23 protein-coding genes are annotated in these 23369 nt (G+C 34.3%); 3 read left to right on the forward strand and 20 right to left on the reverse strand.

What is annotated here, in order from left to right; all coding sequences use genetic code 11:
- Positions 1-8: 8 nt before the first annotated feature.
- On the reverse strand, positions 9-1511 hold the full coding sequence (locus tag Q0893_RS13895; protein ID WP_299276685.1) for a hypothetical protein: 1503 nt from the start codon (positions 1509-1511) through the stop codon (positions 9-11).
- A 20-nt stretch (positions 1512-1531) separates the two neighbouring features.
- Complete coding sequence (locus Q0893_RS13900; RefSeq protein WP_299276688.1) at positions 1532-2803, reverse strand: amidohydrolase; 1272 nt, start codon at positions 2801-2803, stop codon at positions 1532-1534.
- A 143-nt stretch (positions 2804-2946) separates the two neighbouring features.
- Between Q0893_RS13900 and Q0893_RS13905 the strand changes: the two genes are divergently transcribed.
- A complete protein-coding gene (locus Q0893_RS13905; protein WP_299276691.1) occupies positions 2947-5262 on the forward strand; it encodes an ATP-dependent helicase in 2316 nt (771 codons plus the stop codon).
- On the opposite strand, the gene Q0893_RS13910 is transcribed toward Q0893_RS13905, so the two are convergent.
- The 3 genes from Q0893_RS13910 to Q0893_RS13920 are packed head-to-tail and all read right to left on the reverse strand — an operon-like array spanning position 5263 to position 8108.
- Positions 5263-6234 (reverse strand): glycogen-binding domain-containing protein, encoded by a 972-nt coding sequence (locus Q0893_RS13910; RefSeq protein WP_298903005.1) that lies wholly within the window; start codon positions 6232-6234, stop codon positions 5263-5265.
- Complete coding sequence (locus Q0893_RS13915; protein WP_298903004.1) at positions 6231-7190, reverse strand: aspartyl protease family protein; 960 nt, start codon at positions 7188-7190, stop codon at positions 6231-6233. The genes Q0893_RS13910 and Q0893_RS13915 overlap by 4 nt, the downstream gene beginning before the upstream one ends.
- 39 nt (positions 7191-7229) lie before the next feature.
- A complete protein-coding gene (locus Q0893_RS13920) occupies positions 7230-8108 on the reverse strand; it encodes an alpha/beta hydrolase (protein ID WP_298903091.1) in 879 nt (292 codons plus the stop codon).
- A gap of 32 nt (positions 8109-8140) precedes the next feature.
- Between Q0893_RS13920 and Q0893_RS13925 the strand changes: the two genes are divergently transcribed.
- Positions 8141-8761, forward strand: coding sequence for an L-threonylcarbamoyladenylate synthase (locus Q0893_RS13925; RefSeq protein ID WP_298903003.1), 621 nt, complete (start codon positions 8141-8143; stop codon positions 8759-8761).
- A gap of 65 nt (positions 8762-8826) precedes the next feature.
- On the opposite strand, the gene Q0893_RS13930 is transcribed toward Q0893_RS13925, so the two are convergent.
- The 3 genes from Q0893_RS13930 to Q0893_RS13940 form a co-directional block, all read right to left on the reverse strand.
- The gene (locus tag Q0893_RS13930) at positions 8827-9684 is read right to left on the reverse strand and encodes an OmpA family protein (RefSeq protein WP_298903002.1); all 858 of its coding nucleotides are present in this window, start codon (positions 9682-9684) and stop codon (positions 8827-8829) included.
- A 102-nt stretch (positions 9685-9786) separates the two neighbouring features.
- Positions 9787-10767 (reverse strand): glycosyltransferase family 2 protein, encoded by a 981-nt coding sequence (locus Q0893_RS13935; RefSeq protein ID WP_299276699.1) that lies wholly within the window; start codon positions 10765-10767, stop codon positions 9787-9789.
- Complete coding sequence (locus Q0893_RS13940; protein ID WP_299276704.1) at positions 10764-11207, reverse strand: type I restriction enzyme HsdR N-terminal domain-containing protein; 444 nt, start codon at positions 11205-11207, stop codon at positions 10764-10766. The genes Q0893_RS13935 and Q0893_RS13940 overlap by 4 nt, the downstream gene beginning before the upstream one ends.
- Positions 11208-11312: 105 nt before the next feature.
- On the opposite strand from Q0893_RS13940, the gene holA reads away from it, so the two are divergent.
- On the forward strand, positions 11313-12317 hold the full coding sequence (gene holA / locus Q0893_RS13945; RefSeq protein ID WP_298902999.1) for a DNA polymerase III subunit delta: 1005 nt from the start codon (positions 11313-11315) through the stop codon (positions 12315-12317).
- Here the strand turns inward: holA and Q0893_RS13950 are convergent.
- From Q0893_RS13950 to Q0893_RS14005, 12 genes are all read right to left on the reverse strand, one after another.
- The gene (locus Q0893_RS13950) at positions 12310-12552 is read right to left on the reverse strand and encodes a hexameric tyrosine-coordinated heme protein (protein WP_298902998.1); all 243 of its coding nucleotides are present in this window, start codon (positions 12550-12552) and stop codon (positions 12310-12312) included. The genes holA and Q0893_RS13950 overlap by 8 nt on opposite strands.
- 66 nt (positions 12553-12618) lie before the next feature.
- Entirely contained in the window at positions 12619-13242 is a 624-nt protein-coding gene (locus Q0893_RS13955; protein ID WP_298902997.1) for a Crp/Fnr family transcriptional regulator, read from the reverse strand.
- A 46-nt stretch (positions 13243-13288) separates the two neighbouring features.
- Positions 13289-13897 carry a hypothetical protein gene (locus tag Q0893_RS13960; RefSeq protein ID WP_298902996.1) on the reverse strand — a complete coding sequence of 203 codons (609 nt, stop codon included), beginning with the start codon at positions 13895-13897 and terminating at the stop codon, positions 13289-13291.
- Positions 13898-13985: 88 nt separating this feature from the next.
- Positions 13986-14447, reverse strand: a complete 462-nt coding sequence (locus Q0893_RS13965) for a phage tail protein (protein ID WP_299276716.1) — start codon at positions 14445-14447, stop codon at positions 13986-13988.
- 139 nt (positions 14448-14586) lie between these two features.
- Positions 14587-15108 (reverse strand): VOC family protein, encoded by a 522-nt coding sequence (locus tag Q0893_RS13970; RefSeq protein WP_298902994.1) that lies wholly within the window; start codon positions 15106-15108, stop codon positions 14587-14589.
- Position 15109: 1 nt separating this feature from the next.
- Positions 15110-15589: a hypothetical protein gene (locus Q0893_RS13975; RefSeq protein ID WP_298902993.1), complete on the reverse strand. Its 480-nt coding sequence runs from the start codon at positions 15587-15589 to the stop codon at positions 15110-15112.
- Between the two features lie 94 nt (positions 15590-15683).
- Positions 15684-17117, reverse strand: coding sequence for a hypothetical protein (locus Q0893_RS13980; RefSeq protein WP_299276720.1), 1434 nt, complete (start codon positions 17115-17117; stop codon positions 15684-15686).
- A 113-nt stretch (positions 17118-17230) separates the two neighbouring features.
- Positions 17231-17494 carry a DUF202 domain-containing protein gene (locus Q0893_RS13985; protein ID WP_298902991.1) on the reverse strand — a complete coding sequence of 88 codons (264 nt, stop codon included), beginning with the start codon at positions 17492-17494 and terminating at the stop codon, positions 17231-17233.
- Positions 17494-17871, reverse strand: coding sequence for a DoxX family protein (locus Q0893_RS13990; RefSeq protein WP_298902989.1), 378 nt, complete (start codon positions 17869-17871; stop codon positions 17494-17496). The genes Q0893_RS13985 and Q0893_RS13990 overlap by 1 nt, the downstream gene beginning before the upstream one ends.
- A 16-nt stretch (positions 17872-17887) precedes the next feature.
- On the reverse strand, positions 17888-19492 hold the full coding sequence (locus Q0893_RS13995; protein ID WP_299276725.1) for a class I SAM-dependent methyltransferase: 1605 nt from the start codon (positions 19490-19492) through the stop codon (positions 17888-17890).
- A gap of 131 nt (positions 19493-19623) precedes the next feature.
- Entirely contained in the window at positions 19624-20799 is a 1176-nt protein-coding gene (locus Q0893_RS14000) for a cytochrome c peroxidase (RefSeq protein ID WP_299276728.1), read from the reverse strand.
- A gap of 70 nt (positions 20800-20869) precedes the next feature.
- Positions 20870-23281 (reverse strand): thiamine pyrophosphate-dependent enzyme, encoded by a 2412-nt coding sequence (locus Q0893_RS14005; RefSeq protein ID WP_299276731.1) that lies wholly within the window; start codon positions 23279-23281, stop codon positions 20870-20872.
- Positions 23282-23369: the final 88 nt, after the last annotated feature.

The following is a 23369-nucleotide window of genomic DNA, read 5'->3' on the forward strand; positions in this document are numbered from 1 at the left end:
TATTTATTTTAGTCTAAATAGGTGTCTAAAATATTGATGTCGATTATATTTTTACCAACATAACTTGTTGTATGTTCTGTGGTCTTTATATCCTGAAATATGAGTTTACCAAAATCCTTCATTTGTATAAGAGCATGGTCACTTTCATGCTGTGAATCCACAACATATATGTTGAAAAATCGCAAGCGATCTGCTTTACTAGAGTGTTTGTAAATTCCGTTAAAGGCTGAGAGCCCGCCATAATCGCTTACATTTAGAAATTTTCCTCTGTAAAAAATAAGAGAATCTCTAGGTGCAACGAATGTTGTTATTTTACTTCGAGGCCTCAAAAGTGTGCAGTGATTATAATTGTTTTTTCTAAACACAATTAATGATTTGTCTCTATCTAAGTTTTCTATAGTGAGTTTGTGTTGGGACGGAGAGTTCACTTCAGGAAATGGTTTATAAAAAGGGAAAAATATAGAATGCGTAAGTTCACTATTGATGTCATATGGATATTTGTAGGCTTTCAATATGAGTTGACCCTCAATATTTTTTAATACGCCGTTAGCGTCTCTTGTAATATGCGGCCCATATAGCGTATTAAACGAAGTATAAAAATTATTAACATCTTTTAGAGAGTATGGCTCAACGCGTTCTTTTTCATTAAAATGATTAAAGACCGTTGCACCAATTACAGCTACCAATAAAACGGCAATAGTTAGCAATACCTGTGTGCCCCATTCATTTGGCGTTTTTTTGTCAAGAATAACACGGGAAATATGATTATTTATGTGGGATTCTACAAAGTGATTAATGGCCTCATTATCAAGTTTAGCATTATGAATAGCAACCAAACTCTTGTGGTAATGACTTGCTATTTTAGTTCTTGAATGCACGTGCTTTAATTGCTTAACCAGAACTTCAAGGTATTCCTTTGTAATATCGAGCCCATTATTAGAGACGCTATATGCAATTAAAGCACCAAATCCGCTGGATTGAGTATACTTTATGGGTTTTACGTGTTGCTTTGTTTTTAAGAGATGAATTGTTGTTGCTATCTTATGTCGGAGTATATTTTGACATTGAAATTTAATACCTTCTGAAAAGAGCCAATCATTTTTAATTTTATCTAAAACATAAAAAAATTGGTTAGTGTTAATGGCATTTTTTAGTTTCGGAATTAAAATTGCATTGAGATAAGGATTTATAAATGTTCTAAAAGCGGTATTATCTATATTTACCGACGCTACAATATCTTGGTCTATTGTTAGTGTTTGAGACTCTAAAAGTTTGCCATTTGATAAAAACGACTTCAGCCTTGGGTGTTTCTCAATGATATAAATAAACTTTCGCTTTTCCGAATCTCTGAGTGTCGCAATAATACTGTGGTTTTCGTCAGTTTTAAAATGCGCATCATCGAGCATCGTTTGGGACTTAACAATTTTTTCAAACTTGATAATTTTGGCTTCATCGATGTCCAGCAAATCTTCAGCTGAAATTTTCAGCTTGTCTACAATAGATTGGTACATAAATTAAAGAGATATTGCCTTTATTGGTTTAAATAGTCTATGGCTAAATTAGTCATGGTTTTTACACCTAATAAAAGGCCTTTGTCATCTATTTTAAAATCTGGTGTATGGTGAGGAAATGCTTCTGTATTTCCAGGAGTCATGCCGCCTAAGAAGAAATAAAAACCAGGGATGATTTCTTGAAAATAGGAGAAATCTTCACCTCCAGTTGTCGCTTTTCTTAATACAACATTTTCGGTACCTGCAACATTTTGAAGTGTAGGTAACATTTGGTCTACAAGTTTAGGATCATTAAAAGTGATTGACGTATTATTTTGGAATGTGATTGTGGCTTCTCCGCCATAGGCCTTCGCTATAGTTTCTACCATTTCTTTCATTCGTCTTTCAATATGAGCTCTCATTTTCGGGTCTAATGTTCTAACTGTACCAATCATTTCGGCACTTTCTGGAATAATGTTAAAGCGAGTACCTGCCGTAATTTTTCCAACAGTTATAACGGCTGCTTCATTGGTAAGTTTAGATTCTCTACTAATGATTGTTTGCAGACCGTCAATAATTTTTGCAGATATAAGAATGGGGTCAACGCCAGACCAAGGTTGAGAACCATGGGTTTGTTTCCCTTTTACGGTAATAACAAAACGTTCAACTGATGCCATGATACCGCCAGCCTTATATTTTATAGTGCCTACTGGTGTTTCAGAATTAATGTGCAATCCAAAAATAGCGTCCACCTTTGGGTTGTCTAAAACGCCCTCTTTAATCATTAATTTTGCGCCACCTTCTTCACCAGGAGGAGGACCTTCTTCGGCTGGTTGAAATATAAACTTAACAGTTCCTTTAATTTTGTCTTTATGTTTTGATAAAATTTCAGCCACACCCATGAGTATCGAAATATGAGTATCATGACCACAAGCATGCATGACGCCGGTTTTTGTTCCTAAGAATTCGGTTTGTACTTCGCTTTTATAAGGCAAATCATTGCGTTCTGTTACTGGTAGGGCATCGATATCTGCTCTTAAAGCGACTACTTTTCCTGGCTGGTCTCCTTTCAGGATACCAACTACACCTGTCTTTGCAACACCTGTTTGAACTTCAATTCCCAAGGATGTAAGATGTGCTGCAATTTTTTCTGCCGTTTTAAATTCTCTATTTGATAATTCTGGATTTTGATGAAAATGATGACGCCATTCAATGACCTTAGATTCGATATCTATAAAATCTTTTTCTAATTGATCTTGAGAAAAAGCCACTAAGTTTCCGAAGAAAATACATAAAACAAATAAGGAACGCATATTGAAAAGGTTAAAGATTATGCTTAAAGATATTCAAAAAATAGTTAAGTAAATTTTTGATTCAAATTGTTTATAATTATTTACAAAAACGTTTACTAAAAACATACAGTTTGGTTAATTTCACGACTTAAAAGTTTTTAGAATTGGAGAAGTATTTAAGTCAGTTAAACGATGCACAATTAGCGCCTACTTTGCAAAAAGATGGACCAATGATTGTTATTGCTGGAGCAGGTTCTGGTAAAACTCGTGTGCTGACATATCGCATTGTGTATTTAATGCATCAAGGTGTAGATCCTTTTAATATTTTGTCATTAACATTTACCAATAAAGCGGCTCGTGAGATGAAAGGGAGAATTGCTGATATCGTTGGTGCAAGTGAAGCTAAAAACTTATGGATGGGTACGTTTCACTCTGTCTTTGCGAAAATATTGAGGTTCGAAGCGGATCGCTTGGGATTCCCAAGCAATTTTACCATCTATGACACACAAGATTCTGACCGACTTATATCTTCAATAATTAAAGAAATGGGGTTAGACAAAGATGTCTATAAATACAAGCAAGTTAGATCCCGAATTTCGTCTTATAAAAACAGTTTAATTACGGTTAAAGCATATTTTCAAAACCCAGAACTTATTGAAGCCGATACAGCAGCCAGACGACCACGATTAGGTGATATTTATAAGAATTATGTTGACCGATGTTTTAAGGCAGGCGCCATGGATTTTGATGATTTGTTGCTTAAAACCAATGAGTTACTAACGCGTTTTCCAGATGTGTTAGCTAAATATCAAGATCGATTTAGATATATTTTGGTAGATGAGTATCAGGATACCAATCATTCGCAATATTTAATTGTGAGAGCTTTGTCTGACCGTTTTCAGAATATATGTGTTGTAGGTGATGATGCACAAAGTATTTATGCGTTTCGAGGAGCTAATATCAATAACATATTGAATTTTCAACGCGATTATGACGATGTAAAAGTATTTAGGTTAGAACAAAATTATCGTTCGACCAAGAATATTGTTAATGCCGCCAATTCGATTATAGATAAAAATAAAACCAAATTAGATAAAATTGTTTGGACGGCTAATGAAGAAGGGGCTAAAATAAAGGTTAATCGCTTAATGACTGATGGAGATGAAGGTCGTTTTGTAGCCAGTTCTATTTTTGAAAATAAAATGCAAAATCAGCTTAAGGATAGTGATTTTGCTGTATTGTATAGAACAAATGCACAGTCGCGTTCTATTGAAGACGCTTTAAGGAAACGTGATATTCCTTATCGAATTTATGGAGGGCTATCATTCTATCAGAGAAAAGAAATTAAGGATGTTCTATCATATTTGAGGTTAGTTATTAATCCGGCAGATGAAGAGGCTTTAAAGCGTGTTATTAATTTTCCTAAGCGAAGTATAGGGCAAACTACAATAGATAAGCTGGTGGTTGCGGCGAATGGTTACAATCGTTCTATATTCGAGGTAATGAAACACATTGATAAAACTGAAGTCAATGTCAATGCTGGAACAAGAACGAAACTTAAAGATTTCGTGACCATGATAGAGAGTTTTCAGGTGATGAATCAAACGGCAAATGCTTTTGAATTAGCAGAACATATTACTAAAACGACTGGTATTATAAAAGCATTTAATAAAGAAGGTACGCCTGAAGATATTGCTAGACTCGAAAATATTGAAGAACTATTAAATGGTATTAAAGATTTTGTTGAAGGACAGGTTGAGATAGCAGATGCTACAGGAAATATTGCAGAGTTTTTGGAAGATGTCGCATTGGCAACCGATTTAGATAATGATAAAGGTGATGACGATCGTGTGGCTTTAATGACAATACATTTAGCCAAAGGTCTTGAATTTCCATATGTGTATATCGTAGGAATGGAGGAAGATTTATTTCCAAGTGCTATGAGTATGAACACGAGAAGTGAACTAGAGGAGGAGCGGCGTTTATTTTACGTGGCTTTAACTAGAGCCGAAAAACAAGCCTATTTAACCTATACGCTGTCACGTTATCGTTGGGGAAAATTGATTGATGCAGAACCTAGTCGTTTTATTGAAGAGATTGACGACCAATATTTAGATATTATAACGCCAGTTCATGAGCCAAGACAAAACCCGATGTTAAGTGCTGATATTTTTGGAGATGTTGAGCCTAATCGTATTCGGTTTAAAAAACCTATAAAACGCAAATCTGACGCAAAACCTGCAAAGTTTGTTGCACCTAAAAACCTAAAGCGCGTCTCTAAAAGTTCGCCATCAGATAATACCAATCTCTTTGATGGTAAACTTACCGTTGGAAATATTGTAGAGCATGCGCGTTTTGGGAAAGGTAAAGTGCTTAAGATAGAAGGCAAAGGTGCAGATGTCAAAGCAGAAATCAACTTCGAAGTAGGAGGTATTAAAAAACTACTACTACGGTTTGCAAAGTTAGACGTATTAGGATAATTACTTGACCATAAAAACAGAATTGATGTTTCCTTTGCCATCATATTCTTTTACTGGATTTTCGGGATCTAGAATCCATTTTCCATCAATAATAAATTTATAGTAATGCTTACCAGCTGGTAAAGGTAGACGATATCTCCAATAGCCATTTTCGGTATGCTCCATTCTAACAGCACTTTCGTTCCAGTCATTAAACGATCCTGATAGAATAACACGTTCTGCATTAGGATGTCCTTTAAGTAGAAAGGTTACATATTTTCCAACGTTAATGAGAGAATTAAATTGACCAAACTCGTTCAATGCTTTTGAGGGATTTGAAGGGTCTTCCATCCAGTTGCCATCAACAATAAATTTATATTCATATTCGCCTGGTTTAATCTCCAACTTAAGCTCCCAACCGTCTTTAGTTTTATACATTTTAAATTCATGCTCATCCCATCTATTAAATGATCCAGCAACTATAACTTTACGGGCATCTTCATAACCTCGAAGTCTAAATCTAACATTCCCCTTTTCATCGGGAATTGCGGCTTTGGTAGACATTCTTAGATTATATACATTAAGGTGAGTTCCTTTTTTCTTTGCGAGCTCAACGTTAGCATCAAACTCAGAAGGTTCTGCCCAATATTTATTATTGACAACAAATTTAAATTCCCAAGTAAATTCATCTCTAAAATTATTGATATGCTTTCTCAATTCATAGGTTGTGTTATTAACCTTCTCCATTTTCCAACCATATTTCGACCAATTATTAAACTCTCCAGCAACAACAACATTATCTATTGTTAAATCTTCAAATTTAATCTTGATATCAGAATCATCTTCGGAAAATTTCTCATAATCAAATTTGTTGAATGTAAACACCACATAATTCCCGTCAAAGCGATAACCTTTATCTTCACCTTGAGCAAAAGACAGTGTTGATGCCATTGCAAGAAGGAATATAATGATATGTTGTTTTAGGGTTTTCATTGCTTATTTATAGGGAATTTTATAAAGTAAAGTTTCTCTTTTTTATAGTTTATAATTGTACGCTGTTGTCTAAAAAACTCATAGCCGAGAACACCATCTAAGGAGGTGCCGAAAGCCTCATTCATTTGATTGAGATTGGTTAACATGGTTTCCATTGGAGCAAAGAATATGTTATCAGACAGTTTTACACGATACAACTTTCCTGCCAGAACTTCAATTTTTCGTCCACTCGCTCCAACCAACATTAATCGTTTTGAAGGATAGAAATATTTTAAGACCTTTTTGCTCGTTCTTTTATTAAGCTGATTGTACTCTGCACCTGTGTCTAAACCAAATTTTAATTTTTGATCATTTACATAGGCCTCTATGACAATAGTATGCTTTTTTAGTTTGAAATCAATGGTATCAACAATTTTTTCTAGATACGCTCTTTGATCTAGCTTTTGTCCTTTAGAATCTACTCGAGAAAGGGTAATTTGATTAAGATACATATCAACAAAAACTTCATAGTCTTTTAAAATATCAAAACCTATAATACCTAAAAGATGAATTTTTTTGCTGCGTTCAATATGCGATAAATCTATAACATCCGAGTTCGTATCCTCAACAATTAAATCTTTAATGATAAATTCTCTTAAGCGTTTTTCTAATGGGTTGTCTATAACATCAATAACGCCAGATGTTTCTTTCTTTTTATTGTAAAATGGCTGTCTTGTTTTAAAGTGAACTTTATTAAGAATTAATGTTTCAGATCCAGTATCTATTATGAAATTCCCTTTACGATCTAAAAGCTCGGCTTCAATTACTATGAGATTATCTATAAGTTTAAACGGTATCCTAGTTGTATGCTCGCTTAAAATTTCGGCCCTAGGAAATGTAATTACCCGAGGTTTATCCTCTGCAAATAACCGAAAAGAGGTAGTTAATATTACTATGAGAATTAGACCGTTTCGCATATCATATAGACGCTTATTTTTTCTTATTGTTACAGCTCATTATTCTAAATGAGTTTGAGTAAACGCTTTAAGTTTGGTCCATGTGTCCAATAGCTCTAAGCCAATCCAGCCATGACCAGCATTAGGATATAGAGTAAACTGATGGGTAACACCTAAACTGGCTAGTTTGGCTTCCATGTCTACACCTTGACTTGTAGGAATAAGAGGGTCTTGACCACCATAAAACAAAATGGTTGGAGGTGCGTCTGCAGTAACTTGATGATACGGACTTACCTCTTCAAGAAATGTGTTGGTGGTATCAATACCAAATGTATCAATTAACTCCTGCAATACCGGATTTTGATTGTTGAGATAAGCTGGATCTGTGAAATTTGTTGGCCCAACAATGCTCGCTACCATTTTGACATCACTATTAGTATCAAAGGCATAACTCCAAAGCATCGATAAATGTGCACCTGCACTTGTGCCTAAGAAACCAATATCATCTGAAATAACGTAATCATTTTGATTGGTTTTTAGCATATTCACTATGGTTGTAATATCCTCAATTTGCATTGGATATGGTGCATTGTTTTCATCTGCCAATCGATAATTAATGTTCACAATAGCAATGTTTGGTAAATCTTGAAGCATTAAATCCTTTAGCGGATTCATATCTTCTTTATCGCCAGAGGTCCACCCACCGCCATGAACTAATATCATCACCTTAGTGTTTAAGGTTCTATTTGCAGGTAAATATAAATCAAAAACTTGATCGCTATCGCTTCCGTAAGAAACATTTAATTCTTGACGGAAAGTTAATGGCGTTTCATCTGCTGGACTCTCAGAATTGCTGTCATCTGAGCATGAGATGAGACTAATGGATACAAAAATGAGTAGTAAAGCGTATTTAATAGTCTTCATAATGAAATATTTAATTACTTTGTAAACGCATTTGTAAGATACATATTATGGCTGAATTACTAAGAATTTATGAGGATAATCCCAACCCTAAGGAGGTTATGAAGGTTATTGATGTTCTTAAACGTGGCGGATTAATTATTTACCCAACCGATACGGTTTATGGTCTAGGTTGCGATATTACAAATATAAAGGCTTTAGAAAAAATAGCTCGAATTAAAGGAGTTAAACTTGAAAAATCTAATTTTTCTTTTATTTGTGAGGATTTGAGTAACCTCAGTGATTATGTTAAACAAATAGATACGACCACATTTAAAATTTTAAAGCGAGCTCTTCCTGGTCCTTATACATTTATTCTGCCTGGATCTAAGAGTTTACCAAACCCTTTTAAGAAGAGGAAAACTGTTGGTATTCGTGTGCCAGACAATGCTATCGCGTTGGAAATTGTAAAACAACTAGGTAATCCAATTGTATCTACTTCTATTAGAGATGAGGATTATGTGATTGAGTATACAACAGATCCTGAATTAATTCTTGAGAAGTGGGATAATCTTGTTGATATCGTTATTGATGGAGGTTATGGTGGTAATGAAGCATCTACAGTAATCGACTTGTCTGAAGACCAACCAGTAGTACTAAGAGAAGGGAAAGGGGATTTAGAAATCTTTTAGACGTATGACAATAAAAAAGCCCAATCATTAAAGATTGAGCTTTTTTAAAAATATGTTTTACTTGACTACTCTTCAGCAGATAAGTTTTTCATTTCTTCTTCAATCATTTCATAAAACTGATCGATTTTCGGCAATACAACAACACGTGTACGTCTGTTTTTTGCTCTGTTTTCAGAAGTGTCATTGTCTGCTAAAGGCACATAACTACTACGTCCAGCGGCAATTAACTGACTAGGATTAACGCCTAATTCTTGTAATACACGAATAATAGATGTAGAACGTTTAACACTTAAATCCCAGTTGTCTACAAGAACACCTTTACTATAAGTACGGCTATCTGTGTGACCTTCAATCATGGCTTCAAAATCAGGTTTACTTTGAATTACTTTAGCTACTTTGGCCAGTACATCTTTTGCTTTACTCGTTACATTGTAACTTCCACTTTTGAATAATAGTTTATCAGCAATAGAAATAAATACAACACCTTTTTCAACGTTAACTTCAATATCTGGATCGTTAATACCAACAGCTTTTTTCAAACTAGTAACGATAGCTAATGTTACACTATCTTTTTTAGTTAATGCATCTTGTAAACGTGATATTTTTAAATCCTTTTCTTTTAGACTTTCTAACGACTTTTCTAAGTTTTCCGCACCTTTCTGAGTTAATGTCGTCAAGTTTCCTTTAGTATCAATTAAATCTTGATTAGCCTTTCTTAAATCGGCTAATTGCTCTTTCATCGCTTCAACACGTGCCATAGAAGCTGCCTTGTCTGACAAACAACTATTTAATTTAACAGTAGCCGTGTTTAATAAATCTTGGGTCTCTTTTTGTTTTGCCTCGAGCGCCATAAATTCTTTCTTGGACACACACGACGTTAAAATTAACATCCCAGCAACACTTAATAGCATTATTTTTTTCATAATAAAGTTTAATAATTAGTTGTTATTCAACGTACCAAAATTATAGAAAAGAATACACGCATTGACAGTATTTAACTATATTTTTAACAGTTTTATGAACAATTAGTAACGATAACGTTGTCGTGCAAAGTATGACCACACGATAGAGGTCGTTTCATAATACTTTTTTTTCTTTGGAAGTTGTTTGCGCTCTTTTAAAAGCCTAGGTAAATGCTTGTAAAAACTAAAATGTGCTTTTATTATAGCTAAGGTATGACTCAATTTGAATTGAAATATAAATTTTAAACCAGCAATACCATCTAGAGTTAGTCTACTAAGTAGTATTCCAGGAAGAAATCCTTGTGCATTTTTTGTTAGTGTAAATAGACTATTTCTAAAATTGAGATAGGTTTTTCTTGGATTTGCTGCATTTAAGGTAGCGCCTCCAACATGAAAAACTGTCGAATCGCCAACATATATGGTTTGATATCCAGCATTAAAGGCTCTCCAACATAAGTCAATTTCTTCAAAATGGGCAAAGTAGCTTTCGTCAAATCCGTGGAGCGTTTCAAAGGTTGATTTTCTTATAAATAAGCATGCTCCAGATGCCCAAAAAATAGGTGTTCTATCATTATATTGACCTTGATCCTCTTCAATGCTATCAAAAATACGTCCTCTACAATAAGCGTAACCATACTTATCAATAAAACCTCCAGCTGCGCCTGCGTATTCAAAATATGTTTTCCTTTTGAAGTCTAAAATTTTAGGTTGAATAATGGCAGTTTCTGGGTTACTTTCAAATTCAGAAATAATTGGAGCGAGCCAATTAGCCGTAACTTCAATGTCACTGTTAAGCAAACAAAATAGTGATTCGTTCACATGTTGTAAAGCGTCGTTATAGCCCTTAGCGTAACCCCCATTTGTTGCATTTTTGATAAGTTTTACCTGTTTAAAATGTTGGGACACGTAGGCAATAGAATTATCTGTAGATGCATTGTCTGCTACGTATATCACGGCGTTTTCAGAATACTTAATCACTGAAGGCAAAAACTGCTCGAGCAGTTGCTTTCCGTTCCAATTTAGTATGACAACAGCTATTTTCATTTGTATTCAGGGATATCTTTCAAGAAATCATAACGTTCACCCTCAATATCCATCACACAATAATAATGATTAATTCCATTAGTAACCATCAAATAACTTGCATTTAAAACTAAATTATAACGGGCTATTTGGTCAAAGGTGGTTTGGTCGATCTTAATTTTATGTGATTTACATTCTACAATGAGGTGAATGCGGCCATCTGGATTAAAAATAACGATATCGTAGCGTTTTGTTAATCCGTTAACTTTGAGCTCTTTTTCAACATTGATAAGGGATTTTGGGTATTTTTTATACTGAATTAAGTACTGAACGCAGTGTTGACGCACCCATTCTTCGGGTTGTAAAATGATAAATTTTTTACGAATCTCATCGAAAATAGAAACTTTATTTTCGTTATTTTTGAAACGGAATGAAAACTTCGGAAAATTGAGTTCTTGCATCAAGACGTAAAGAGATTTTTCTCAAAGTTACTCTACTAAAATTGAAAACCAAAGCCCAATTAGTTTTTTTGGAATTTGTAATTAAAATTTGAAATTTTTCAAGATTTGGATGACGTAAAGCAAATAGTTGCTGATATTAAAAACGGAAACATTAAGCCCATTTATTTTTTAATGGGAGAGGAACCTTATTACATTGATGCTATTTCAGATTTTATTGAAAAAAATGTACTTGCCGAAGAAGAGAAAGGTTTTAACCAAATGGTATTGTATGGTCGTGATGTTTCTGTAGATGATATCATTAGTAATGCGAAACGCTATCCAATGATGGCAGAACGTCAAGTGGTTATTGTTAAAGAAGCTCAAGATTTATCAAGAACTATAGAAAAACTGTCCAATTATGCTGAAAATCCACAACCTTCGACGGTTTTGGTGATGAATTACAAGTATAAAAAGATAGATAAACGTAAGGCTTTATATAAAACCATTAAAAAATCGGGTGTTGTTTTTGAAAGCAAAAAACTCTATGAAAATCAGGTAGCAGATTGGATTCGTCGTGTGTTGTCTGGACAAAAATATACTATTTCTCCTAAGGCATCTCAAATGCTTGTTGAGTTTTTAGGCACTGATCTCAGTAAAATTAACAACGAGTTAGAAAAGCTAAAGATTGTACTACCAGAAGGCACTCAAATTTCTGCCGAACATATTGAGGAGAACATTGGTATAAGTAAGGATTATAATAATTTCGAATTACGCAAAGCTATAGGCGAACGTGATAGTGTAAAAGCCTTTAAGATTATCAATTATTTTGCTGATAACCCGAAGGATAACCCAATGGTAGTTACAGTGTCCTTGTTGTTTAATTTCTTTTCTCAACTTTTACATTTTCATGGGTTACATGATAAGAACCCAAGAAATGTAGCTTCAGCCTTAAAAATCAATCCTTATTTTGTAAATGAATACGTCTCTGCGGCGCGCCATTACCCAATGCGAAAAGTAAGTAAAGTAGTGTCTACCTTAAGAGAGTTCGACGTTAGAGGAAAAGGTGTAAATTCTAATGCTGTACCTCAAGGGGATCTACTTAAAGAACTGTTGGTTAGAATATTTAATTAGCCCAATAATTATTTGCTTTAGCTATAGTAGCAAATTCCATAGCCACTGTTTGTCCAATGGCAATTAGCATAGCTGCATCGTTAGCGTATACAGGACGTAACTGTTCTCTTATTTTGGCATCTGGTTGTGTAATTTTAATACTAAGTCTAGCCATCTTTATGGCCAACGCTCTACCTTCTTCAGGCGTATTGGTGATGAGCGAATTTCCAGGTATTAATTGTGTTTGATTTGACATAATGTTCTTTTATTTAGGTTCCAAAATTAACGAGTTGCCTAATTAAAAACTGTAACATTAGTCACTTTACAGGACTTTTATTTTTCTACCTATTTGAACAACACTATTAGCTGTTCTTAGTTTTTTTAATACTCTAGAAATAACTTCTCTCGAGGTCCCTAAGTCGTTGGCTATGGTTTTATGTGAGATACTTAAAATATTCGATTTTTCCATTTTACACTTTTGTCTGAGGTAATCTAACAAACGTTGGTCTAAATTATAACAAGTAATCTGTTTTGTAGTTTGTAGCAAGTCGTTATAATGTCTTTGATAATCAGATAGTATTAAATTTCCAAAAGATGGATAGGTGTTTAGCCACTGTTTTACCTTAGCTATCGGCAACATTAGTAACTCACTATTGGTTTCGGCTATCGCCGAAAATTCGGCAGGCTGATTATTAAATGTGTGAGCAAAACTATAGATGCACGATTCGCCAGATGAGATATAATATAGTAAAAACTCAAATGCATCTTCATGGCTATATACTTTCACATTTCCTTTAAGTACTATAGGCAAAAATTTAATGTATTTGCCTTGCTCCACAATATGTTCGTTAACATCGAAATATGCTACAGTTGAGTGTTTTTCAATATCTTCGAGTAGCTCTTTTTCAAGAACGGGAAAGCACTCGGCTAAAAAGGAAGTTTTCATAATCTATATAAACACAGTTAAGTTCTAAGTTGAGGCCCATACTTGATTACAATTTAATCTTAACTGTTTTGTCTATTATTTTCATCATTTCTTTAGATTCTGTAGATGCAGTGCCATCGTCATTTTTGGTGTCTTGAAATGATATGAAATGTGTTTTTCCATCATTGGTGTTTAATTCGTAGATGTCATAACTTAGAAGCGTACCAATTAAGCTAATATCTATACGCTTACCTTTAAGCCTAAGTTTGCCCAGCTGCGTATTTTTATCAGATACTTTACAATTATCTTCACCAAAACGCTGTACCATGGCTTCAATAAAAAGATTAAGAGCGATATTTTCTTCATATTCAAAATACATGAATATAAAATCATTACCATCTAATGTCCAGTTTCTATAGCCTAAATCTTTTTCAAATTCATAGGCATAATGTTTTGGGTAATCAAAGGTTAGAGCACCAAAATCAAATGATAGATAGTCCGATGTTTTTGCAGTAATCGTTTTTCCGTCAACCTTGATGGATCCACCATCTTCCACTTGATATTTTTCTCCATTGACTTCAATATCAATTTTGATTGAAGGCGCCTTACTGTCTTGAGCAGTGATACATAGGCTAAAAGCCAATATGCATAAGATGGTAAGTGTGTTTTTGTACATAAGATTTTAAGTTTTAGAGTGTATTATTATGACTTAAGCAATATACTAAATATGCGAGAATTTTGAATGAAGAAAGAAAAGGATTGTACTATGGCTTTTGGTGACACTCATTCACACTCATACCTTTATGTTCAAATATCAATTCTTCAATAGTTATTAAACCGCTATCTTCTTTAAATTTTAAGCCTTTAACTTTTTTAGGAAACGCTTTTGGAATTGTCCATTCTAAGCAAGATTTAAGTTCTGGATCATCAACCTGAATTTTGAGTGTAGCCTTATTTTCCTCTTTTAGGATTTTGTCAATTATCTCCTTTTCAGTTTCAGAAAACGTGTATTTAAAAGTGCCTCCTTTTATGTAAATATAGAGGTAAGGTGTTAAGCCAAGAAGCCTTTTTTTATGAAACTCATTGTCTGCGCCATTTCTATATTCTAAATGACTATCTTCAAATTTTAAGCCTGATACTTCTTCGCCATAAAAATCTAAATCAGAAAAATCAATTCTAATTCTTGGTAAGGTAATAGGACTTCTGGAGGGTTGTGACGGATTCATATGTTCTTTAAAAAAGTTTAACGTCTTATATTATAATTGTTTAGAGTTAGTTTTGCAAGAGAAATAAGTTTTTTAATTATCTCAATGCTAAGTTTGAGAGAAACGTTTGTATTCAAAAGATGACTTAGCAACTCGACATTTATTTTTCAAAAAACTGAATGCGATTTCCGTCTGGGTCTTTAACAATGACCATTCTTTTTCCAGATGTTTTATTGGTTACAACCGTACCATGAAACGCTACTTTTTTTAATTTTAAGTGCTTTATCCAAGCATCGAAATTGTTCATAGAAAAACCAATTTTAAAAAAACCTTCAATACGTGTTTTCGAAGTATAGTTGGGAATAGCATCTTCAACAGCTTGGGCTTTGTCGAGTTCAATGAGTTCAATTAAAATATTTCCGAGCTTTAAGTTGGCTTGTTTAAAACCTGCGTCTGGAGATTCCTGCGTATTTAATATTTCTAGCCCGATAACGTCTGTATACCAAGCTAGTGATACGTCCATGTCATTTACGATTAAGGCAGAAAAGTAGGCTTCAAGAACAGGTGTTTTATCATCTTGAGCAAGACTTAATGCTGGGAGAATACTAATAGCTAAGGTTATAATCAATAGCTTTATAGGTTTGATTCCTAATGCATTTTTGAAGTGTTTTGAATTTATCATTTTATAATGTTTCAATGTCATCAACCATAACGCTATAGTCATACTGAAGGTCTTCATGGAGGTTAAGTATTTTTTTCTTGATCGCAACCATATTGCGTTCATAAATGTTACAAAGCGTTGTGTTTCGTTTTATGGAAGGACGCATCGTTTTTAATTTTTTGCAAACGTAAAGCAGGAGTTCTACTTCGGTTTCTTTATTAAGTGAATATCTAATGTATTTTTTTGTATTTCGTAAAATTTTACGAACACTTTTCTTGATATAAAAGTAGCTGTTGGTGTTTATGAGTTCAAACTGTTCGTCTATTTCAGCTTTAACGGTTTCAATATAACCTTCTTCACTATCAGATTCAAAGAGTAAATAGGTGAGGAGTTCTTTGTTTTCTTTTTTGAAACGTGATAAACGAAGACACAATTCTGCTAATTCCTCGTTGGATTTATATTTAAGTTCTTTTCTTATGGTGACAACGGAAACAGCTTTCATGAATTAATATTTGTCGCATTTGTTTGATAGGTCAAGATACTAAAAAAAGGCTACCATTTTGGTAGCCTTTTTTTAGTTTATCTAATACATACAACTATTTACAAGTTGCATATTCATTAATAATTGTTTTAAGGTTTTCCAGATTACTCAAGTCAAACTCGTTGTTATTTAAATCTTCTGAAAGTGATTTACAATTGGATATAAATTTAGCCAAAGCTGCAGAGATTTTCTCATTTTTACGTTCATCAATCATAAAACCGACCTTTTTGTCGGTAAATTTTAAAACATAAGTATTTGGTTCTCCAGGTTTTGACAGTACCATGTGGCCATTAGAATCGTAGATGATTTCATAGAAATATGAGTTGTCAAAACCTAAACTACCTGCATTAGATAATTTCTTAAGGGCATTTCCTTTGGTTTTCATTCCCATAAAGCACTTCTCTACACCATCATCGCTAGCACAAAATTTAATATTATTTCTGGCAGCAAATTTCTTAGTACGTGGTCTACCTTTATCATTTTTGTATTTAACGCTTACAAATTTTCCAAATTTATCTACGGAATTCATGTCGTATAGGTCACTTTCTTGCTGAGTAGGATCTAGTTGAAGTTTTTCAAAAATCACATAAACCGTTCCAGTATATTTTTTTCCATCATCATCAATTACTGTTCCTGGAACACCATATAGGTTAACGCTATTTTCTTTAGCAACTTTTACTTTTTCTTTATGTAAACGTGCTTTATAGGCTTTAGCCTCACGACCAAGTTTATAGTCTCTTCCCAAGAGTTCCTCAACAAATATTTGTCCGAATGATCTCGAAAAACGTCCAGTCATCATAGTTCTTGAGCCATAATCAAACTCAAACTCTTCATCCGTAAATGTTTTAGCTTTTACGGTTGTACACGTTGAACACCCTTTTGCTGTTCCAACGGTAATGCCATCTAAGTCAATTACGCTGTAAGTATTGTTTCCATAAGACACACGTCCCATGATTTTCGAACCTGTTGAACCTCCAAAAACAATGGTTCCATCGTCTTTTACAAAAGCGTTATATCGTCCAATTTTGGCTTTGCGTTCGGCTTGATCTGCCTTTGCTGAGACCACATTTTTCATGTATTTATCGCTAAGAACTTCACGCTCCTGTGCAAAAAAATCGTCTACTTGTGCCATGTCAATTCCGTTTGAAGTAATCAAGCCGTATTTGGCACTAAGGAGCTTAATAATGAGTTTGGTAGAGCTAAAAGAAGTCATTAAAACCTCATAAGGAATTTCGGTTTTTTGCCCACTGGCAGAAGTTAATTCTAGCCATTGAAATCCTTCTGTATTAGAGGCAGATAATCCTTTAAAAACAACATCAAAGGCCTTCTCTCCAGAAAGTGTTGAAAATAAATAATTGTCGCGTAGTTCTGTATTTACTTTAGCGACTTCTTTGCCATCAAAAGTGACAACCCCTTTTTTGACTTTAATTTTTTGAGCATAAGTTACCATAGGGATGACCATTAAGGCCATTAGGATAATTTTTTTCATAATAGAATTCATTGATTTTAAGTAGTGTCTTCTGAAGTGTTCAGAAGATACAGCAGACGAAAATACAATAATTACGCCACAATGATATAGTAATGAGTTTTTTACAAAATCTATTATAAGTTATAATGCTTTCTAATAGTTCTTCTAACCTTAAATAATCTATAGATTCCTATGAACAATAGAATGGCAGACACAATTATTAATATAACGCCATATGACCTTAAGTCTGAAAAAAACTTAAGTTTTAGAATAGTAACTCCAGTTCCCAAAAAAACGAGGAATGTTCTAAAGTAGGCTAGAAAAGTACGTTCGTTGGCGAGTTTGGTACGTTCTATAGCTAACCAATCGCGCGTGACAAGTGTTTTGTTTTCTTCCATTATTTTCTTAATCCGTCTAAAGCGTGTTTACCAGAACCTGCTAAAAATAAAACCAGAAATGCTACCATGTAAAGTATAGCAAGTTCTTTAGTTGCTAAATCATCTTTACCATGAACGATAAAGGCGGCTATCAGCATGGTTAGCGCAGCTGGTATGGCTGCCAATTTTGTTTTATAACCTACAATAATTAGAATAGGCGCAATAACTTCACCAATAAGACATAAAATTAAGGATATTGTAGATCCCAAATGTAATGGATCTGGAAAACCAGAGGGATCAGAGAGCATTTTCAATTTTGGAATACCATGAGTTAGCATAAATCCACCAAAACCTAGTCTTAACAATAGTAAAGCTAAATCTGTATAATTTTTTTTCATAGTTATAATGGTTTGGTTAATTACCTTTTAATAGATTGACACTTACAGTAGCCAGTTCATTGTTTGGGAATTTTGAAGCATAATTTTCATCAGGATATAAACCAGCCTCTTTAGCAACTCGATTGAATACATCAACTTCAAGAATATATTGGTCGCTATAACCATGCGTTGCATCATATGCTGTTGCTGCAGTTTTTCCAATATGACTTGCTACAAGATCAGGTTTTACTGTATGTAATTCAATCATTAATAAACCGAAACGTTCCACATAAGGTTTCCATTTATTGAGATGCTCTAATAACGAATCTTCAACCAAGTTATTAGGTATTCTTTGGCCTGAAGTAGCATAGGCTCCTGTTGAATTGCTTACACGACTTGTTGTATGTTTTGGTGCTTCCCAAATACGATTATGATCCAAGAATGTCCTAACATTAAGTAAGTCTCTAAGTTCAATGTTATAATCTTCTTTTAAATCTTTAGCTAATATATCAGGTCTTCCAATATCGCCCCAAATTACCTTTGCCCAGATATCGGCTTTTATCAAGTTAGCACGAGTTACTTTTAAAGCGGCCTGATTAAAATCTGCACCAACTAAAAGTAATGGGTGCTCATCCAGCATTTTTCCTCTTAATGTTTGATATTCTATAACATCAAATATATGCTGAATAAATGCTCCATTGCCACAGCCCATATCCAAAATACCCTTCGGTTGTTCATCAATTGGTTTATTAAAAAGTTTAATAATGACGCTATCAATAACTTTAAAATAGGTAGAGTGTGCTCCGCCGCTTCCCCAAACATTCATTTCGCGATGAACGTGTTTTTCGGTATCATCTGGAGATTCGGTTTTCAAGATGTTTGCATTTCCGAAGATAAGATCATCCAAATGGATAAATGTTGGTAAATATGAAACAGTAACACCATAAGCACTAGCTCGTTTTGCAAAGAATAAACCTTCGTCTGTAAATTGGTAGGTGTTCTTTTTTTTATTGAACCATCCTAAGTGCGCAAAAAAATCGAGTATTTTTTTAAAACTTTCGGGGTCTTTATGGTATTCTTCGGCAGTAAATGATGCTTCCATAAAATATTTATGAAATAGTCCATTAACACCTAAGAGTACAATAATTGGACCTACAATGCAGCCTTCAATGTGCTTTAAAATTTGATGTTCTACTGAAGTTTCACTGGGACTATTAATTCCGAATTGACGCTCGAACGACTGAAATACTTTTTCTAAGGCGCTAAAGGCATCTGGTCCTATACGTTCTTCCGGGAATCTAACAGAGTAGTGAAGTAAATTAACGGCCTCTTCATATAATGGAACATATTTAAAAGCCTGTTCACTTAGATCGTTTGTTTCAAAAAAGACTTCATTTTTTTCAATGCTTAAATGTTGTGTTAACCAACCTTGTGAGGCTAAAATCCGTAGAGCCACGTTTAGATATCCTTCGTTCGCATTAAATGCTGATGTGAGCGTGCTAAGTTGCACTTTTTTATGTTGAATGATATAATCTAGAACACCTTTTTTATAGAGTGCAAATGCCGAAGTTGCAGTTGCAATACCATCAAGATGTCTGAAAATTGTACCTCTTAGTTGTTCTTTATTTTGTTTTGAAAGCATAGGTTAGTCTCTTTCGTATAAATATAAAAAATCCATTACGAGTGCAATGAATTTTAAACATGTTTTTCCTAGAGTTTCAAACTGTTTTTAGGACCATAATAGAATTTAAGGACTCAGAGGCTCTATTAGCATCAATCATTAAACGGATTACTCCATTTGTTGTTAGTGTAAATGTCACTACCTGCCAATGTTTGAATGAATGCAATTACGGCATCACGTTCATCTTGAGTTAAGTTCAGTTGTTGGCCTATTCCGTTAGGTCTTAATCTAGGATCTAGGTTGTTATTTCCTGCCAAATTAATGTTATCGTAATGATTAAGAACAGTAACTAGGTTACTACTTACTCCAATATGCATAAATTGTCCGTTTGCTGTGCCGTTAGATTTTACCACATCTCTCAAACTAGGAGAACGTGTTACTAATACATCTGCACTAGAATTATCGGCAGAACCAATTACGCCATTGTTAAGTGAGTTTGGGTCAATGCTAAACTCTGGAGCTTGGTGGCATCCTGCACAACCAATACCGCCATCAATTCTTTGGCTCTGATTATTAAAAACTGGAGCTTGTAGAAACAACTGTTTACCTAAATTTTCTTGTTGCGTGTAATTGGGAAATGGAGTTCCATTATTATTAACCAAAGATCTGCCTTCATCAAACCTGCTATCAAATGATTGAATACTTCGAATGAATTGTGCTAGAGCCAGTTGGATTTTATCTTCTGATATTGTCGTATCACCAAAGGCCAAATTGAATAGGGCAGGGTAGTAATTGGTGTTTTCTAGTCTGCTAATAAGATCACCAAAATTTAAGTCTCCATTTTCACCACTAAAACCCATTTCTACATGATCTTGAATTGGCATTGTTGATTGCACTTCTAAAGTTTCTGCGCGCTCATCCCAAAAGAATCGGGTTTCATCCGAAAATCGGGCATTTACCAAACGCATAGAATGCCTTCCTGTGACCCCATTTACACCATTACTCACTTGTAGATTATCACTAAATGCAAATTCTTGTTTATGGCAACTAGCACAAGAGACTGTATTATTTGAAGATAGTTGTTTATCATAAAATAATACGCGACCTAGAGTTGCAGCTTCATCTGTAATATTAGAACCGAAAGTGGTATTGTCTTTTGTGATATAAGACGGAATAACTTGGTTGCTGTAGTTTGGTAAATTTTCAAAATCTATGGATAAGATATCCGAAAAATTTAAAACGTCGTTTTCTGTAATGGATACCAAATTATCATCATTGCTACATGACAATAGGCATAAGCAAATTATAAGTAGGAGTACTGTTCGCATAAATTAGTTTTTACATTAGACCTTTTTTAGATGAAAAGGTTTAATCAAGACTCTAATTTATGACCCTATATTATCGCAATTCAGGAAAATCAGTTGGATTTACTTCATGCATCACTCCATAAACGGCTTCAAAAATATCTTCTGCTGAAGGTTTTGAGAAATAGTCCCCATCAGTACCATATGCAGGACGATGTGATTGTGCTGCTAATGTTTTTGGTTGACTATCTAAATATTGAAAAGCATTTTGAGTATTTACGATTTCGTTCAAGATATAGGCAGAAGCTCCTCCAGGAACGTCCTCGTCGATGACCATTAAACGATTTGTTTTAGCAACGCTTTTTACAATGTCGTGATTAATATCAAATGGCAACAATGATTGTATATCAATAACTTCGGCGTCTATACCAACTTCCAATAGTTCTTTTGCAGTTTGCTCAACAATTCTTAGGGTAGAACCATACGATACTAATGTAATATCTGTTCCTTCTTTAATCGTTTCTACTACACCAATTGGCGTTTTGAATTCACCTATGTTAGATGGCATTTTTTCTTTTAAACGGTACCCATTCAAACACTCGATGATTAGTGCTGGTTCGTCACATCCTAAAAGCGTGTTATAAAAACCTGCAGCTTTTGTCATGTTTCGTGGTACTAGGACATGAATTCCTCTAACCAGGTTAATAATACCTCCCAATTGAGAACCAGAATGCCAAATTCCTTCTAATCTATGGCCTCGAGTTCTAACAATTAGCGGTGCTTTTTGTTTTCCTTTTGTTCTATATTGTAAAGTTGCTAAGTCATCACTCATAATTTGGAGAGCGTACAGAATATAGTCTAGATATTGAATTTCGGCAATTGGTCTTAATCCTCTCATAGCCATTCCTATACCTTGTCCAAGTATGGTGGCTTCTCTAATTCCAGCATCTGCCACTCGCAATTCGCCATATTTCTCTTGTAAACCTTCAAGACCCTGATTAACATCACCAATATTTCCAGAATCTTCTCCAAAGATTAAGGCTTCAGGATAAGTATTGAAAATGGCATCGAAATTATCTCTCAAGATTAAGCGCGCATCAACTAACTCTGAATCGTCCGAATAGGTTGGTTCGATTTCCGAAGCATTTAAAACAGATTTTTTGGATTCACTATATAAGTGTGAACTATATTTTGGTTGTACAGTTTCGATATAAGCATTGATCCAATTTTGAAGCGCCACTTTTTCAGTAGATGTTTCACCAACAAGATAACGTAATGTTTTTCTAGCTGCAGAAAGAATGTCTTTTCTACCTGGCTCGCTTATGTCCTTTAAATCGTTTATGATTTTTGAAATAAACACTTTGTTAGCACTAGACTCTGCAACAGAAGTAATTAATGTAATCGCTTGTGATTGTTCATCTAAAATTGGTTCGAGATAAGCATTCCAAGCGGCTTTTTTTCCATCTCTAACTTGTTTCTTAATGGTTTTATCTAAGGCGTCTAATTCGTCTTCAGTTGCAATATTGTTGCTTATCATCCACTGGCGCATTTGAACGATACAATCGTATTGCCTTTCCCATTCTAAGCGTTCTTTGCTTTTATAACGTTCGTGAGATCCTGATGTTGAATGGCCTTGAGGTTGAGTGAGTTCTACTACATGAATCATGACTGGTACATGTTCTTCTCGAGCAATTTTCTCGGCTTGTTGGTAGGTGTCGATTAAAGCAGAATAGTCCCAGCCGTTTACTTTGAGAATTTCATAACCTTTATTGTCTTTATCTCTTTGAAGACCTTTTAAGATTTCTGAGATATTTTCTTTAGTTGTTTGATGTTTAGCATGAACAGAAATACCATATTCATCATCCCAAATGCTAATCACCATTGGTACCTGTAAAACGCCGGCTGCATTAATTGTTTCAAAAAACAATCCTTCGCTAGTACTTGCATTACCAATAGTTCCCCATGCTATTTCATTTCCTTCTTTTGAAAATTTTGTAGTGTCAATACCATCTACGTTTCTATAAATTTTTGAAGCTTGTGCTAAACCTAAGAGTCTTGGCATTTGACCAGCAGTTGGAGAGATATCTGCGCTCGAATTTTTTTGCTCAGTTAAATTTTTCCATTCACCATTGTCATCAAGACTATGAGTTCCAAAGTGACCTCCCATTTGTCGTCCCGCACTCATTGGATCGGCTTCAATAGAAGTATGCGCGTATAACCCTGCAAAAAATTGTTGGATATTAAGTTTGTCTATAGCCATCATAAAGGTTTGATCGCGATAGTATCCCGAACGAAAATCCCCATTTTTAAATACTTTGGCCCATGCTAATTGCGGTATTTCTTTACCATCTCCGAAGATTCCAAATTTTGCCTTACCCGTAAGTACTTCACGACGACCTAACAAACTACATTCTCTACTTGTAGTTGCGATTTTATAATCGTTTAAGACTTCATTTTTGAAGTCTTCAAAAGTCATATCGGTAGTAGCTTTCGTTTTTGTAGACATAGTTGTGAATTATTTTTGCGAGATGCGTGTTTTCTTCTGAAGACAGCATTGCAAATTTAGCTATTTTTTGCTTATGTTACAACATTGG

This window comes from uncultured Psychroserpens sp. (genome assembly GCF_947494225.1).
Classification (GTDB): domain Bacteria; phylum Bacteroidota; class Bacteroidia; order Flavobacteriales; family Flavobacteriaceae; genus Psychroserpens.

Bases quoted from the DNA above. Each gene is read 5' to 3' on its own strand.
- Q0893_RS13895 (WP_299276685.1), bottom strand. From the start codon at position 1,511: ATGTACCAATCTATTGTAGACAAGCTGAAAATTTCAGCTGAAGATTTG.
- Q0893_RS13900 (WP_299276688.1), bottom strand. From the start codon at position 2,803: ATGCGTTCCTTATTTGTTTTATGTATTTTCTTCGGAAACTTAGTGGCT.
- Q0893_RS13910 (WP_298903005.1), bottom strand. From the start codon at position 6,234: ATGAAAACCCTAAAACAACATATCATTATATTCCTTCTTGCAATGGCA.
- Q0893_RS13915 (WP_298903004.1), bottom strand. From the start codon at position 7,190: ATGCGAAACGGTCTAATTCTCATAGTAATATTAACTACCTCTTTTCGG.
- Q0893_RS13925 (WP_298903003.1), top strand. From the start codon at position 8,141: ATGGCTGAATTACTAAGAATTTATGAGGATAATCCCAACCCTAAGGAG.
- Q0893_RS13930 (WP_298903002.1), bottom strand. From the start codon at position 9,684: ATGAAAAAAATAATGCTATTAAGTGTTGCTGGGATGTTAATTTTAACG.
- Q0893_RS13935 (WP_299276699.1), bottom strand. From the start codon at position 10,767: ATGAAAATAGCTGTTGTCATACTAAATTGGAACGGAAAGCAACTGCTC.
- Q0893_RS13940 (WP_299276704.1), bottom strand. From the start codon at position 11,207: ATGCAAGAACTCAATTTTCCGAAGTTTTCATTCCGTTTCAAAAATAAC.
- Q0893_RS13950 (WP_298902998.1), bottom strand. From the start codon at position 12,552: ATGTCAAATCAAACACAATTAATACCTGGAAATTCGCTCATCACCAAT.
- Q0893_RS13955 (WP_298902997.1), bottom strand. From the start codon at position 13,242: ATGAAAACTTCCTTTTTAGCCGAGTGCTTTCCCGTTCTTGAAAAAGAG.
- Q0893_RS13960 (WP_298902996.1), bottom strand. From the start codon at position 13,897: ATGTACAAAAACACACTTACCATCTTATGCATATTGGCTTTTAGCCTA.
- Q0893_RS13965 (WP_299276716.1), bottom strand. From the start codon at position 14,447: ATGAATCCGTCACAACCCTCCAGAAGTCCTATTACCTTACCAAGAATT.
- Q0893_RS13970 (WP_298902994.1), bottom strand. From the start codon at position 15,108: ATGATAAATTCAAAACACTTCAAAAATGCATTAGGAATCAAACCTATA.
- Q0893_RS13975 (WP_298902993.1), bottom strand. From the start codon at position 15,589: ATGAAAGCTGTTTCCGTTGTCACCATAAGAAAAGAACTTAAATATAAA.
- Q0893_RS13980 (WP_299276720.1), bottom strand. From the start codon at position 17,117: ATGAAAAAAATTATCCTAATGGCCTTAATGGTCATCCCTATGGTAACT.
- Q0893_RS13985 (WP_298902991.1), bottom strand. From the start codon at position 17,494: ATGGAAGAAAACAAAACACTTGTCACGCGCGATTGGTTAGCTATAGAA.
- Q0893_RS13990 (WP_298902989.1), bottom strand. From the start codon at position 17,871: ATGAAAAAAAATTATACAGATTTAGCTTTACTATTGTTAAGACTAGGT.
- Q0893_RS13995 (WP_299276725.1), bottom strand. From the start codon at position 19,492: ATGCTTTCAAAACAAAATAAAGAACAACTAAGAGGTACAATTTTCAGA.
- Q0893_RS14000 (WP_299276728.1), bottom strand. From the start codon at position 20,799: ATGCGAACAGTACTCCTACTTATAATTTGCTTATGCCTATTGTCATGT.
- Q0893_RS14005 (WP_299276731.1), bottom strand. From the start codon at position 23,281: ATGTCTACAAAAACGAAAGCTACTACCGATATGACTTTTGAAGACTTC.